This window comes from Cobetia sp. BL01, assembly GCF_056493605.1.
The window spans coordinates 31,899-46,920 of record NZ_JBVBEE010000004.1; the positions used below are offsets into that span (position 1 = coordinate 31,899).

Below are 15,022 nucleotides of genomic sequence, written 5' to 3' on the forward strand. Positions count from 1 at the left end.
CTACGGATGCGACTGCTCATGGCCGCCACGCCGATCGTTCTCGTCGATGGATCTTCCTACCTCTATCGTGCCTTTCATGCCCTGCCGCCGCTGACCACCTCCAAGGGCCTGCCCACCGGCGCGGTGAAGGGCGTGATCAACATGCTCAAGAGCCTGATCCGCCAGTATCCGGACAGCCCCATGGCGGTGGTGTTCGACGCCAAGGGCAAGACCTTCCGTGATGACATGTACCCCGAGTACAAGGCCCAGCGTCCGCCGATGCCCGATGACCTGCGCCTGCAGGTCGAGCCGCTGCATGCCTGCGTACGCGCGCTGGGTCTGCCGCTATTGTGCGTGGAAGGTGTCGAGGCCGATGACGTCATCGGGACTCTTGCGCGACTGGCCACCGAGGCCGGGCGTGACGCCGTCATCTCCACCGGCGACAAGGACATGGCCCAGCTGGTGAACGAGCACATCACGCTGGTCAACACCATGAAGAACGAGACGCTGGACGTGGACGGCGTCACCGAGAAGTTCGGCATTCCGCCCAATCTGATCATCGACTTCCTCGCGTTGATGGGCGACAAGGTCGACAACATTCCCGGCGTGCCGGGGGTGGGCGAGAAGACCGCGCTGGGCCTGCTGCAGGGCATGGGCGGCGGTCTCGACACCATCTACGGTGACCTCGATCGCATCAAGACGCTCAGCTTCCGCGGCGCCAAGACGCTGGCCAAGAAGATGGAAGCGCACCGCGAGGATGCCTATCTCTCCTATCGTCTCGCCACCATCAAGCTGGACTGCGAGCTGGAGCATGGCCTGGAGGACCTCGCGATCGCCGCGCCGGATACCGCCGCGTTGGTCGAGCTCTACAAGGAGATGGAGTTCCGCGCCTGGCTGAAGGAGCTGCTGGAAGGCGGTGACATGGCCGCCACCCCGCACGCCGACGAGAAGGACAGCGGTGTCGCCGGCGGTGATCTGTTCGGCGACAGCATCGCGCCGGTCGCGGAAAAGGCCTCCGGCAAGGGCAAGGCCGCCGCTGCACCGACGCCTGAGCTGGACGCGGCGGGTGACGAGGACGAGATGCCCGAGGCGCTGCCGCCACGTGAGGAGCGCAACTACCGCGCCATCACCGAGCAGGCCGAGCTGGACGCGTGGCTGGAACGCGTGCGCAACGCCACCTCGCTGTGCTTCGACCTCGAGACCACCAGCCTCAACTACATGGAAGCCGAGATCGTCGGCATCGGCATGGCGCTGGAGGTCGGCGAGGCCGTCTACATTCCCGTCGCCCACAGCTATCTGGATGCCCCCGCGCAGCTGGACCGCAAGGCCGTGCTGGAGGCGCTGACGCCGATTCTCGCCGATGGCGCCATCACCAAGATCGGCCAGAACCTCAAGTACGACATCGAGGTGCTGGCGCGCTATGACATCGCGGTGGCCGGTCCGCTGGCCGACACCATGCTGATGTCTTACGTGCTCAACTCCACCGCGACCCGTCACGACATGGACTCGCTGGCGCTCAAGTACCTGGGCGAGAGCACCATCAGCTTCACCGACATCGCCGGCAAGGGCGCCAAGCAGCTGACGTTTGACCAGATCGCGCTGGAAGAGGCGATGCCCTACGCCTGCGAGGATGTCGACATCACCCTGCGCCTCGCCGCGCTGCTGATGCCGCGCATCGAGAAACTGGGACGTCTGGGCGAGGTGCTGCGTGATTACGAATACCCGCTGATTCCGGTGCTGGCGCGCATCGAGCGCAACGGCGTCGCGATCGACCCCGAGCGCCTTCACGCCCAGACCCGTGAGCTGACCGAGCAGATCCACGACATCGAGAAGCAGGCCTTTGAGCTGGCGGGGCGCGAGTTCAACCTCTCTTCCCCCAAGCAGCTGGGCGAGATCCTCTTCGAGGAGCAGAAGCTGCCGGTCAAGAAGAAGACCCCCAAGGGTGCGCCGTCCACCGCCGAAGCCGTGCTTGAGGAGCTGGCGCTGGACTACCCGCTGCCCAAGCTGATCATGCGTCATCGTGGCATGACCAAGCTCAAGAGCACCTACACCGACAAGCTGCCGCAGCTGGTCAACCCGACCACGCGCCGCCTGCACACCAGCTACCATCAGGCCGTCACCGCCACCGGGCGTCTGTCGTCTTCCGATCCGAACCTGCAGAACATCCCGGTGCGCAGCGAAGAGGGCCGTCGCATTCGTCAGGCCTTCATCGCACGCCCCGGCTATCGCATCGTCGCGGCGGATTACTCGCAGATCGAGCTGCGCATCATGGCGCACCTCTCCGGTGACAAGGGGCTGCTCTCGGCCTTCGCCGACAACCGTGACGTGCACGCCGCCACCGCCGCGGAAGTCTTCGGTACCGAGGAATCACGTGTCAGCAGTGACCAGCGTCGCAGCGCCAAGGCCATCAACTTCGGGCTGATCTATGGCATGTCCGCCTGGGGCCTCTCGCGTCAGCTGGATATCGACCCCGGCCAGGCCAAGACCTACATCGAGCGCTACTTCGAGCGCTATCCGGGCGTCGCCACCTACATGGAAGACACTCGCCACCTCGCCGCCGAGCAGGGCTATGTCGAGACCATCTTCGGCCGTCGTCTCTACCTGCCGGAAATCGGCTCGCGCAATCACGCGCGTCGCAGTGCTGCCGAACGCACCGCCATCAACGCCCCGATGCAAGGCAGCGCCGCCGACATCATCAAGCGCGCCATGATCGACGTGGACGCCTGGCTGGCGGGCAATGACGGTGACAAGGCGTATGACGCCATGATGGTCATGCAGGTGCACGATGAACTCGTCTTCGAAGTCGCCGAAGCACAGGTCGAAGACTTCATGAAAGACGTCGCCCAGCGCATGCAGAACGCCGCCTCCCTCGACGTCCCGCTGCTCGTCGAAGTCGAGCAAGGCGACAACTGGGAAGAAGCGCACTGATTTAATAGTTGTAGATAGATGAAAACACCCTCTGATTTGATTTAGAGGGTGTTTTTCGAGAGTTATTGGATTTTTGTGTATGTTAGGCTGCTCGTCTTCTTGCTATATTTTTTAATGCAAGTTTTTATGGTATGAGAGGAATTTATGAACCCAGTTGTCGGTAGTTTGTTGGAAGAGTTTTCTAACGATAATAGCCTGAAAAGTCTTGCACAAGATGTTAGGTTTGAACACTTTGTAAATTTTTCAATAGTACATCCAAAGCTTCCGGAAAGCTTCGATTATACACTCATCCATACTGGTGAGGGTGAGTTTGGGGTTGATGGTGTCGCTGTAATTATCAACGACAGATTGATTGAAGACGAGGAGATGGCTAAAGATGTAATTGAAAATGCTCATTCTATAGAGGTTGAAATAGTTTTCGTTCAGGCAAAAATGGGCGAATCTTTTAAGAGTGGTGAAGTGCTAAAGTTTTTGACTGCTGTTAAAGTTTTCTTTAATACAGAGCTAGATCCTGGTAATGTGGTTAACAACATAGAAAAGATTATCGAGGCAAGAAAGATTTTTGCTTGTGTGATGGAAAATTCAAATAAATGCAAAAAAAACTTGCCTAAACTTAGTCTTAATTATGTAACTACAGGCGTCTGGGAGAATGATGCTTTAATAGAGAGCATGTTTGAAGCCTCTAAGAAGGAAATAGACCAAAGCTCACTCTTTTCTAGTATAGAGTGGATGGCCGCTGGTGCTAAGAAGATTAGAACAAAGTACTTGCATACCAAAAACTCTATTAGCGTGACTTTTGATGCTTCTAAAAATCTGATATTACCAGTGATCCCTAAGTCTAGTGAGTCTTACTTGGTGTTGGTGTCAAATAAAGAGCTCGAAAAAATTATAACCGACGAGGATGGAGGTATACGTAAGAACCTCTTCTTTGAGAATATTCGTGATTACAATCCCTTATCTAAAGTTAATAATAGCATTAAAGAAACTTTGCTGTCTAAAGAGGCGATTGAGTTCCCGTTTAAAAACAACGGTATTACAATCGTTACTAAATCATTTCATCGTGTAGGTGATAACTTCACCATTGAGGACTTTCAGATTGTTAATGGCTGTCAGACAAGCCATGTTGTTCATGAATGCTCTGGGAAAGTTGAAGATGAATTCTTTATTCCTGCTAAAATCATTTGTACTGATGATGAAGAGCTAACTGAACGCATAATAATTGCATCGAATAGGCAGAATGAAGTCACAGATGAAATGTTCTGGTCTTTAAAGCAAATACATAAAGATTTTGAGATATTCTTTAAGTCAAAATCTGATGATCAAGCTCTCTATTATGAAAGACGTTCTGGTCAGTATAATACGTCGGATGTAGAAAAAGTGCGTATAGTTTCAAAGGATGGTTTGTTGAAAGCTTATGCGTCCATGTTTCTCGAAGAACCGAATAAAGTAGGTAGGCACTATGGTGATCTAGTCCCGTTGGTGGGGGGTAAAATATTCAAAGAAGGCGATAAGCCTCACTCTTATTATAGCGCTGCATATGCTTCGTTTAGATTGGAATGGTTGTTTAGGAATAATCGTATTGATAAGAAATACAAACCATTTAGACATCTGATGCTAATGGCTTCGCGGCTAATTGTAGAAAAAGAAGAAAATTGGCAAAATAGTAAAAAGGTATCGGAGGCTTATTGTAACAAGATAGATAAACGTATGTTTAAAGTGGATAAGTCAATAGACCTGTTTATGAAATCAGTGAGCCATATAGAATCGGCTTTAGCAGCATTAGGCTATGAGGATGACACAACACGACGCGTTGCTAAGATGAGAGATGTTAAAGACAAGGTGAGGGAGACTATTTGTAGTGGTTAAGGCTGTCTGCTGTTTTTTGGATAAATAGCTGTTGAACTGCTCGAAGTTTGTTTTTAATTTGATGCTATCCTCTAGATTTCTTTTGGAGAGGCAGTCTAACTCAGCCAGTGTCCGGTTTGCAGGATACTGGCTAGTTATGAGGATGCACTGCATAATCATCAGTTTCGATAGGTTCGGTGGCAGAGAGGGCGGCTGCCCACGATGACCAGATACATCGAGAGAGCAGGTAAGATTGTATAATTGATTGAGTAAAGTTTTCAAAAGGCAAGCAGCAATAGGATATACTGAAATTACTACTACTTGCTTTTTATAATAAATTATTAGAACGTTTCAGTTTGTTGCTTCGTGCATCTCGTCGGCCGCTTGTTCTTTCTTTGCAAACTCCACCCGAAAAGTTCTTCCATCAAGCCAGGTGATAGATGTTTCATACCCTGCAGGAATGTCTTTGTCATCAAAGTCCAAGGCTTCGTTAACCAAAGCTTCCTTGGCCGCTAGATGCTTATCGACGCATTTCTTTTTTAGTTGGCTTGCTAGTACGCATACGGCAACACCCAAGGAGGCAATATATAATCCGCTGGCCAGAAGAATCTGACCGATGGTAGGGCCACGGAAAACATTGTAAGTGATTTCATCGGGGCCAAAAAAGTAAATTCCTAGACCGACTGATATTATTATCCATCCAAAAATGCTTACGAACATGTAACTTTCATCCATGTCAGATAAACGGATCTTGATGGTCGCAGGCAGGTCTTCTGCCGTTGCTTTAGAGAGTACTTTCTCTGACATGAATCTATCCTTGATTGTAGTGCTGATGATTGATGAATAGCTTGTGAAGTATAATACAATATTTTTCTTGTGGAAGGAATGTTGCCTGCCTGATGTCAATCTTCCTATCAAGTAAAGAGATAAACATCTGTCAGGTTTTCATGGTTTGATCTTGGCTATTTACTTTGGTTGATGCAGCGACTACGACCACTGGCTACGTTGATCCTTGGCGGCGGTAGGCCGATGCTGTGAGTGGTGTCCGGTTTTCCGGACGCTGGCTGCGGAATGGCGCAGCCCATAACAATCAGATCCGGCGGGTGTGGTGGCAGAGGGATACGGCTACCCACGATGACCGGACACGCCAAGGGAGAGCCGATCATGGCTCAGCAGATGCCAGTGTCAGGCGCGGCGGGTGGAGCGAAGGCGGCTGCCCCGCTGCGCAACGATTCACCTGCCACCTCGATTCATGTCGAGCGGGCGCGTCGCGAGTTGCTGCGAGCCGCGATGGATGCGGTGGAGGAGTGGGTGGTGGTGGTGGATGCCCAGGGCGGTATCCAGTTTCTGAACGCCCCCTATGCCGAGTTTCTCGGCGTCGAGGCCAGCGAGGTGCTGGGGCGCGATGTCAGCGAGGTGATCGAGAACACCCGCATGCATGAGGTGCTGGAAAGCGGACGCGCGGAGCTGGCCCAGCTGCAGTTGATTCGTGGCCACCACATGATTGCCCACCGTTACCCCATCTTCCGCGATGGCGAGCTGATCGGCGCCATCGGCTCGGTGCTCTATCACGACACCTGGGAATGGCGGCAGGTGAATGCTCAGGTCCAGGCGCTGGAAGCGGAGGTGGACTACTATCGTCAGGCGCTGGAAACCCCCAACGGCGCCCGCTGGCAGTTGAGTGACATCATCGGAGATTCGCCCGCCATGCGGGAGCTGGCCAGCAAGGTACGCAAGATCGCCCCCGGCGGCGCCTCGGTATTGATCCGGGGCGAGTCCGGTACTGGCAAGGAGCTGTATGCTCATGCGCTGCATCGCAGCTCGGCGCGTGCCAAGGGGCCCTTCATCAAGCTCAACTGCGCGGCGATTCCCGAAGCGCTGCTGGAGGCGGAGCTGTTCGGCTATGAGGAAGGCGCGTTCACCGGCGCGAGGCGAGGCGGCAAGCCCGGCAAGTTCCAGCTCGCGGATGGTGGCACGCTGTTTCTCGATGAGGTCGGTGACATGCCGCTGGCGATGCAGGCCAAGTTGCTGCGCGTGCTGCAGGACCGTGAAGTCGAGGCGGTCGGCGCGACACGGCTGGTCACCGTCGATGTACGAGTCATCGCCGCCACGCACCGCCCGCTGGAGGCGCTGGTCGAGAGCGGCGAATTCCGCGAAGACCTCTTCTATCGCATCAACGTGGTGCCACTGCAGGTGCCGCCGCTGCGCGAGCGCCGTGACGACCTGCCGACCCTGGCCACGCATCTGTTGTCACGTCTGGCGCGTCGCAGTGGCCGCCGTCCGCCGATACTCTCCGAAGCCGCGTTGGAGCGCCTGTGTGCCCATCACTGGCCCGGCAACGTGCGCGAGCTGGAAAACGTCCTCGAAGCCGCCTTCTATCTGGGCGGCAGCCATATCCAGCCGACCGATCTGCCGGATGCCATCGGTGCCCGGCATGGCGATGCCCGCCGGACTGAATTATCCACACCCCCCTCGGATTCAGACGTGCTTGCTGCTTCCGATACGCCAGTGGCAACCGGCTCGCTGCGGGAGGCGATGGCGCAGACCGAGCGACGCCTGATTGAGGCCGCCCTGTCTGCCGCCAATGGCAATCGCACCCGCGCCGCCCGTCAGCTCGGCATCGCCAAGTCCTCGCTCTATGAGAAGCTCAACCGTCATGGCCTGTTGGCCGAAACGCCCTGATCGAGAGTGGTTTCACCTTCCCGCCACAGACGAAAGGTCAAAGCGTCCGGAAACTCGGTCAATGACCGAAATTCCGGACGCTTTGCGTGTCACGCCACCCCACGCCGTGCCTACCCGCATGGGGTCTGCCTTCCACTATCGGCATATTCGACTGGAGTCGTAGACCGAATTCATGTCAGCGCGCGACCTTGGTCGCAGCCTTGGCGACCCGCGTGTCCGGCTTTCCGGACGCTACCGAGCGTGGATGGCGGCCTTGAGCACATCGTGTGGCAACTCGTGCGTGATTGGCTCCCGTAGCTCTCTGAAATCATTGGAATTGTTGTGGCGTGGTCAGGCGCTTGCGTTGTCAATGGGTAAGTTGACGTAAGCGTCAGCTTGTTGCGTGCCTTATCGCCAGAAAGCATCAAGCCGTACGACCAGCCAGTACAACAACAAATCAGGGAGCCGTGCCATGTTGCATCACGCCACGCCGCGTCACACGACGCCGACTCGTCGCCTGCGCCTCGGAGCCGCCATCGCGGCGGCCGTCGCCACCACCACCTTGATGGCCGCTGCACCTGCTCAGGCGGAAGGGCCGAAGCAGCTCGACGTCGCCAGTACCTTCTCGACCAAGAACTTCCTGGGCGCAGGGGCCGTGCGTCTGTCCGAGGAACTCAAGAGCGCCACCGGCGGTGAAGTCGGTCTGCGCGTGCACGAGCCGGGCGATCTGGTGCCGGCCTTCGAAGTCTTCAACTCCGTCTCTTCCGGCGCGATCCAGGCCGGTTGGGACTGGATGGGCTACTGGGCCGGCACGGTGCCGATCACCAACCTCTACGGGGCGCTGCCGTTCGGCCCGAGCCCGGAAGCCTTCATGTCATGGATGTGGGCCGGTGAGGGCACCGAGCTGATCCAGGCCGCCTATGACCCCTACGGCGTGAAGGTGCTGCCGTGCTTCATCTCCCCGCAGGAGACGGGCGGCTGGTACAACAAGGAAATCAACTCGCCGGATGACTTCAAGGGCCTGTCGATGCGCATCTCGGGCCTTGGTGCCAAGGTGCTCAACAAGCTGGGCGCCTCCACCCAGCTGGTACCGGGCAGCGAGATCTATCTCGCGCTGGAGCGTGGCCGTGTCGATGCCACCGAGTTCTCGGTGCCGCAGGTCGATCAGGCGATGGGCTTCAATGAAGTCGCCAAGTACTACTACTTCCCGGGTTGGCACCAGAGCGCCAGCTGGTTCTCGCTGTTGATCAACCAGCAGGTGTGGGACAGCTACAGTGACCAGCGCAAGGCGCAGTTCCAGACCGCCTGCCGCGCGACCCTGCAGTGGGCGATGGCCGAAGCGCCGCCGGCTCAGGTACGTGCGATCCATGAGCTCGAAGCCAAGGGTGTCGAGGTCAAGCGCTTCCCGGAACCGGTGATGACCGCGCTGCAGAAGGCATGGGGGGAAGTGCTGGAAGAAGAGAAGCAGACCAATCCTGACTTCGCCAAGGCCTACGATTCGCTGATGAAGCATGCCGCATTGATCGACGAATGGTACGAGCTGCAGGCCATGCCGCAGCCGATGGCCATGAAGCAGGCCGGTGACGCTGAGGAGGGTAGCGCCCAATGACCGACCCCCGCCTTGCGCCCTGGCGGGCACAGGGCGGGGCGGTGTGTGACGCCCTGGGCCGACCGCTGGTCGGCCTGGGGCTATGGGTGGGTCGCCTGACCAGCTGGTTGGGTCTGGCGATCATCCTGGCCGTGCTCACCACCGTCACGCTCAACGCCCTGGGCATCAATGAAATCGCCAACTGGGGGTCGCCTGACGTGCTGCTGTTCGGCACCGCGATCACCATCAATTCCGTCACCGAGCTTCAATGGCATCTGTTCGGCCTGCTGACGCTGTTCGGTGGCACCTATGCCTTGCACAGCGACACGCATGTGCGGGTCGATCTGTTCTACCAGCGCCTCTCGCCGCGTGGGCGCGCCGTGGTCGATATCCTCGGCCACCTCATCATGCTGATTCCCTTCTGCCTGCTGATCGCCTGGCTGTCCAAGCACTTCGTCACCATGTCCTACATGTCCGGCGAGAAGTCCAACTATGGCGGGCTGGTGGACCGGTATCTGATCAAGGCGATGCTGCCGACGGGGCTGGTGTTTCTCGCCCTCGGCGCACTCGGGCAGATCTTCGAGAATCTGGCCTGTCTGTTCGACCCGGCGCGCACTCCTGAGCGCCTGAAGGACCACGAGATTGCCAGTCTTGCCGGCCTTGCACCTCAGGCAGGCAAGACGCAGGACACCGCTGCACACGAGACGGCCGGCACGACGGCACCCAAGGATCAAGCAGACGGGAGCCATGACGATGCTCGCTGAATACGCCTTGCCCATCACCATGGTGGTGGCACTTCTGATCGGTATCTTCTCCGGCTACCCGGTAGCCTTCCTGCTCGGCGGGCTGGGTATCCTGTTCGCCTTCATCGGTGACATTCCGCTGCCGTTTCTCGGCACCGTCGGCTCGCGCATCTTCGGCGGGGTGATCGAGAACTGGCTGCTGATCGCGATTCCACTGTTCGTGTTCATGGGGCTGATGCTGGAAAGCTCCGGGGTGGCGCGCAATCTGTTGATGACGCTGCAGCGCCTGTTCGGTCGCGTGCATGGTGGTCTGGCCGTCTCGGTGGCGCTATTGGGCGTGGTGATGGCCGCCAGTACCGGCATCATCGGTGCCTCGGTGGTCATGCTGGGCCTGCTGGCGCTGCCGGTGATGCTGGGGCAGGGCTACAAGGCCGAGATGGCCTGTGGCGTGATCGCGGCCTCCGGCACCCTGGGCATCCTGATTCCGCCCTCGATCATGCTGGTGCTGATGGGCTCCATCCTGCAGATCTCGGTGGGGGCGCTGTTCAAGGCGGCGCTGATTCCGGGGCTGATGCTCGGCGCGCTCTACGTGGCCTATCTGCTGATCACCGCCAAGCTGCGTCCGGACTGGGCTCCGCTGCCGGACCAGTCGCTGCTCGGCACCGACAAGACACCGCTGCCGCTGGCGCTGCTGCGCGATCTGCTCGGCCCGATGGTGCTGATAGTCGCGGTGCTGGGCTCGATCATGACCGGTATCGCCACGCCCACCGAGGCCGCGGCCATTGGCGCGGGCGGCAGTCTGCTGCTGGCGCTGGTGATGGGCGGGCTGTCCTTCGACACCCTGCGCAACACGCTGCGCGATACCTCGCGGACCAGCGCGATGATCCTGTTCGTCGTCATCGGCGCGACCTGCTTCTCGGTGGTCTTCAAGCGCCTGGGCGGCGACTATCTGATCGAGGATGTCATCACCGGCACCGGCCTGGGTCCCTACGGCCTGCTGTTGCTGCTGATGGGACTGATCTTCGTGCTCGGCTTCTTCCTGGAGTGGATCGAGATCAGCTTCGTGGTGCTGCCGCTGGTGGCGCCGGTGGTCGAGGCGCTGGACTTCGGGCTCGGGCTTTCCGGCCAGGGGCTGCTGGTATGGTTCGCGATTCTGGTCGCCATCAATCTGCAGACGAGTTTCCTGACCCCCCCCTTCGGCTACGCATTGTTCTATCTCAAGGGCATCACCGCCGGGCAGGTGTCCATCGGCACCATCTATCGCTCGATTCTGCCCTTCGTCGGCCTGCAGCTGGCGGGGTTGATCCTGTGCATGCTGTTCCCCGCACTGGTGCTGTGGTTGCCGGGGCTGATGCCCTGAGTGCGGGCAGGGGGCGGGCAGGGTGCGGGCAGAGTGCGGGCGTGACATCGGCGCCGTGACACCGCCACGCCGGGGAAGGTAGTCAGCAGGGCGAGGGGCATCACAGGGAGGTGATGTGCCACAGATCAGCCGTGATCGGCAGAGCGATCCATCAGGGAGAACGAGATGCTGCCACGACGCAGAGTATTGATTGCGGGGCAGGGAGAATGGCTGGAAGCCATGGCGCGCACCTTCCTGGAAGATGGTGCCATCATCGCCCTGATGAGCACCGCGCAGACGGATCTCGAGCGCGTGCTGGACGCGCTGGGCGGCGAGCAGTCGGATCGCTTCGGTCAGGTGGTGGGCGAGGGCTGTTTCGAGGTGCTGGTGGCGCGTCTCGGCCGTCTTGACGTGCTGGTCTGCATGCCGCCGCAGGCCGTGGCCGGGCAGTCGCTGGAGGCGTGTCTGGTCGCGCAGGTCGCCGGGCCCGGCGCCTTGCTCAAGGCGGCCTGTGCACGCATGTTGCGCCACGGTGGACGCCTGCTGGCCGTCGCGCCGCCGCTGTCCTCGCCGCTGCCCTCGCAGGAGCATCACGGCACTGCCATGGCGCAGGCGGCGCTGGGTGAGTTGATCCAGCGCCTCGCGCTGCGTGCCCCCGACAGGGTGCGCGCCAATCTGCTGTGTCCCGAGGGCAGCCGACCGGATGCCGTGGCGGAGTGCGCGCGCTTCCTGGCCGGTGGTGCCGGGCGCGCGCTCAACGGTCAGGTCCTGCACCTGACCGACTGATATCGAATGGGGGCTCCCGGCCCTCGTTCTCTTGTCGTACCCCCGGCGCACGATGGCTGCCGGGCCTGCCTGCCATTCCTTCCCAAGCCTTGCCGATTCGTTTCCGCGGATGCGCCGCGTTCGCTGGTCCGACATATGGCCAATTTCATCAAATCTATGTCCAATTTCCTCAAACCACTTCGACGGTAGGGGCTTAAGGTAGAAGAGATTCCAGTCGGACCCGTCCCCGAGAGCAGGCACCTGCCAGGGAAAACAAGCGTGCCGCTCCCCAGCCGTGGAGAACATCGAGTGCCCAGCGCCCCCCTTTCCGTCTGCCTGACAGACTCCGGACGACAACTGCAGCTGAGCCACCCCGAGGGTGATCTGACCCTCGAGGCGCTCTGGCTGCGCGAGCGGAGTCCTGATGACGCGACTCTCGATTCCCTGACCGGTCAGCGCCTGATCGAGGCGGCGGATCTGCCGCTGGATCTGCGCCTGAGTGAGGCGCAGCTCGACGGCGATACGCTGTCGCTGGCCTTCAGCGACGGCCACGCGGTGAGTGTCTCGTTGGCGGCCCTGCTGGCGGAGTGTCGCGCGCCACAGGCCTATCAGGGCATGACCTTCTGGCAGGGGAATCTCGCCCAGCTGCCCGAGGCCGACTTCGCCGCAGCACTGGAGGATGACGCGGCCTTGCTGGACATGCTCGAGCAGTTGCAGCGCTTCGGCTTCGTGCGGGTCAGCGGCGTGCCGGATCACGAAGATGGCATGCAGAGCCTGATCCATCGCATTGGGCCGCTGCGACGCACCAACTGGGGCGGCATCGCCGACGTGAAATCCGTCGCCAACGCCTATGACCTCACCATGACCCAGCGTGGGCTGGAGCCGCATACCGACAACCCCTATCGCGATCCGATTCCCGGCTATATCTGGCTGCACTGCCTGCGCAATGCCGCCCAGGGGGGTGACAGCACGCTGGTGGACGGGTTCAGCGCGGCGGAGCATCTGCGTCGTGAAGACCCCGAGGCCTTTGCCTGCTTAACCGAGGTCACGCCCGGATTCCGCTATCACGATGCCACCACGCGGCTGGAGAGCGAAGGCCCCTTGATCGAGCTGGATAGTCGGGGGCAGGTGGCCCGTGTGCGCTTCTCCAATCGTACCGAGCGGGTGCCGGCGTTGCCGAGCGCGACCCTGCGCCGTTACTACGCGGTCCGTCAGGCGTTCTACCGCCTGATTGCCGGTGACGACTTCACGCTGCACCTCAAGCTGGCGCCGGGCCAGATGCTGATCATGGACAACTACCGGCTGTTCCATGGCCGCAGTGCCTTCCAGCTGGAAGGCGGCATCCGCCATATGCGTCAGGGCTATGTGGATCGCGACTCCACGGCCAGCCGCCGCCTGCTGCTGGCCGATCAGCTTGCCGATCAGCTCAGCGGTCAGCCGGACAACCAGGAGGAGGCCACCGCATGAGTCAGCAAGATACCGTCCCGATGACCCGGGCGCGCTTTCGCAGCTTCGCGGAAAGCACGCATGCCGAATGGGCGCTGATCGATGCGCACTTCCGGGAGTATCAGTCCGATGCCTGTCGGCGCGTGATCGCCCACCTGGGCCGCCTCCAGGGAGATCACCATGGCTATCCGGTGGATCGCTACGAGCACTGCCTGCAGACGGCGACCCGCGCCTTGCGTGCCGGCGCCGATGAGGAGATGGTGGTCTGCGCGCTGTTGCACGACATCGGCGATGATCTCGCACCGGCCAATCATGCCGAGATCGCCGCCGGTATCCTCGAACCGTTCATCGATCCGCTCAATGTCTGGATGATTCGCCATCACGAGCTGTTCCAGGGCTATCACTACCGGGAATTCTTCGGCCAGGACCGCCATGCACGTGATGCCTACGCCCACCACCCTGCCTATGAGCGCACTGTGCGCTTCTGTGACGAGTGGGACCAGACCAGCTTCGACCCCGAATACGACACCCTGCCGCTTGCGCATTTCCTCCCGATGCTTGCGCGCGTGATGGGGCGTGAGCCCTTTGGCGGCCTGCCGAAACTGGTGGCAGCGCCATCGGCTGCAGCCGCGCAAGGCATGCAAGACCCCGCTTGACACTCCCTATAACAAGGCCCGGCGCGACCGGTGCTGACAAGGAACGACAAGATGAAGCGACCCCTGACCTGCCTGACCTCTTCCCCGTTGCGCGGCACCCGCCGCGGACTTCTCACGCTCGGTGCACTGCTGCTCAGTACGGCGCCGCTGGCGGCTTCTGCCCAGGACACGGACGACGTCTTGACGCTCATCGTGCCGCCCTGGCCCGGTGTCAGCGTCAAGAGCGAGATCGTCGCCCAGATTCTCGCCCCCATGGGCTATGACGTGGAGCGGCAGGAAGTCAGCTCCACCGTCGGTTACAACACGCTGACCACCGGCGACAGTGATGCCTTCCTCGCCGGCTGGCTGCCGGCCCAGAAGGACAGCTACGACGCGGCCATGGCGGCCGGCGCGATCACGGATCTCGGCAACAACGTCACCGGTGCCCGGATGGGCTTCGCGGTGCCGGGCTATGTCTATGACGCGGGTATCCACAGCGCGGCGGACCTGGCCGCCCACGCCGATGAATTCGATGAGACCATCTACTCCATCGAAAGCGGCTCCACCATCAGCGACATGCTCAACGGCGCCATCGACGACGATGTCTATGGGCTGGGTGACTGGGATGCGATGGAATCCTCGACGCCGGGGATGCTCAGTGAAGTGCGCGCCGCCGAGCGCGAGCAACGCTGGATCGCCTTCTACGGCTGGACGCCGCACTGGATGGTGCCGGAATTCGACACCCATATCCTGGAAGACCCGGAATCGGTCTTCGGCCCTGACAACGGCGCCAGTGACGTCAAGACCGTCGTGCGGACCGCCTACGCCGAGGCCAATCCCAACCTGACGCGCTTTCTCGATCAGCTGGTCTTCAGCTCCGATGAGCAGAGCGCCTTCATCCTCGACTACAGCCTGAACGAGCGTGACCTCGATGAGGTGGCGCACGACTGGCTCGTCGCCCACCCGGAGCGTCTGGCGGAGTTTCTTGCCGGCGTGACGACCCGCGATGGCGAAGATGCCGTCGCTGCCGTGAACGCCAGCCTGCAAGACTGACGTAGCCTCCCTACCGCGATGACGGCCATTGATCGCTTCC

General features: G+C 59.9%; 11 protein-coding genes. 10 read left to right on the top strand and 1 reads right to left on the bottom strand.

Translation table 11 applies throughout. The features are described 5' to 3' along the window. Nucleotides 1–18 precede the first annotated feature (18 nt). Together polA and ACZYGA_RS08865 are read left to right on the top strand one after the other, a co-directional pair. A complete protein-coding gene (polA, locus tag ACZYGA_RS08860; RefSeq protein WP_479398929.1) occupies nucleotides 19–2,907 on the top strand; it encodes a DNA polymerase I in 2,889 nt (962 codons plus the stop codon). A 144-nt stretch (nucleotides 2,908–3,051) separates the two neighbouring features. Then, nucleotides 3,052–4,773, top strand: a complete 1,722-nt coding sequence (locus ACZYGA_RS08865) for an AIPR family protein (RefSeq protein ID WP_479398931.1) — start codon at nucleotides 3,052–3,054, stop codon at nucleotides 4,771–4,773. Nucleotides 4,774–5,103: 330 nt separating this feature from the next. On the opposite strand, the gene ACZYGA_RS08870 is transcribed toward ACZYGA_RS08865, so the two are convergent. Next, complete coding sequence (locus ACZYGA_RS08870) at nucleotides 5,104–5,559, bottom strand: hypothetical protein (protein ID WP_479398932.1); 456 nt, start codon at nucleotides 5,557–5,559, stop codon at nucleotides 5,104–5,106. A gap of 357 nt (nucleotides 5,560–5,916) precedes the next feature. Here ACZYGA_RS08870 and ACZYGA_RS08875 point away from each other — a divergent pair, with 357 nt between their 5' ends. The 8 genes from ACZYGA_RS08875 (at nucleotide 5,917) to ACZYGA_RS08910 (ending at nucleotide 14,982) form a co-directional block, all read left to right on the top strand. After that, entirely contained in the window at nucleotides 5,917–7,434 is a 1,518-nt protein-coding gene (locus tag ACZYGA_RS08875) for a sigma-54 interaction domain-containing protein (RefSeq protein WP_479398934.1), read from the top strand. Nucleotides 7,435–7,885: 451 nt separating this feature from the next. Continuing rightward, nucleotides 7,886–9,022 carry a TRAP transporter substrate-binding protein gene (locus ACZYGA_RS08880; protein ID WP_077378590.1) on the top strand — a complete coding sequence of 379 codons (1,137 nt, stop codon included), beginning with the start codon at nucleotides 7,886–7,888 and terminating at the stop codon, nucleotides 9,020–9,022. Further along, complete coding sequence (locus tag ACZYGA_RS08885; RefSeq protein ID WP_077378593.1) at nucleotides 9,019–9,765, top strand: TRAP transporter small permease subunit; 747 nt, start codon at nucleotides 9,019–9,021, stop codon at nucleotides 9,763–9,765. The genes ACZYGA_RS08880 and ACZYGA_RS08885 overlap by 4 nt, the downstream gene beginning before the upstream one ends. Continuing rightward, the gene (locus tag ACZYGA_RS08890) at nucleotides 9,755–11,104 is read left to right on the top strand and encodes a TRAP transporter large permease (RefSeq protein ID WP_077378596.1); all 1,350 of its coding nucleotides are present in this window, start codon (nucleotides 9,755–9,757) and stop codon (nucleotides 11,102–11,104) included. Before ACZYGA_RS08885 ends, ACZYGA_RS08890 begins: the two co-directional genes overlap by 11 nt. Before the next feature lie 165 nt (nucleotides 11,105–11,269). Then, complete coding sequence (locus tag ACZYGA_RS08895; protein WP_077378599.1) at nucleotides 11,270–11,869, top strand: Rossmann-fold NAD(P)-binding domain-containing protein; 600 nt, start codon at nucleotides 11,270–11,272, stop codon at nucleotides 11,867–11,869. Between the two features lie 288 nt (nucleotides 11,870–12,157). Then, on the top strand, nucleotides 12,158–13,315 hold the full coding sequence (gene tmpA, locus ACZYGA_RS08900; RefSeq protein WP_479398936.1) for a 2-trimethylaminoethylphosphonate dioxygenase: 1,158 nt from the start codon (nucleotides 12,158–12,160) through the stop codon (nucleotides 13,313–13,315). A 20-nt stretch (nucleotides 13,316–13,335) separates the two neighbouring features. Next, nucleotides 13,336–13,950, top strand: coding sequence for an HD domain-containing protein (locus ACZYGA_RS08905; protein WP_479399136.1), 615 nt, complete (start codon nucleotides 13,336–13,338; stop codon nucleotides 13,948–13,950). 51 nt (nucleotides 13,951–14,001) lie between these two features. After that, entirely contained in the window at nucleotides 14,002–14,982 is a 981-nt protein-coding gene (locus tag ACZYGA_RS08910) for an ABC transporter substrate-binding protein (protein WP_176502932.1), read from the top strand. Nucleotides 14,983–15,022 lie beyond the last annotated feature (40 nt).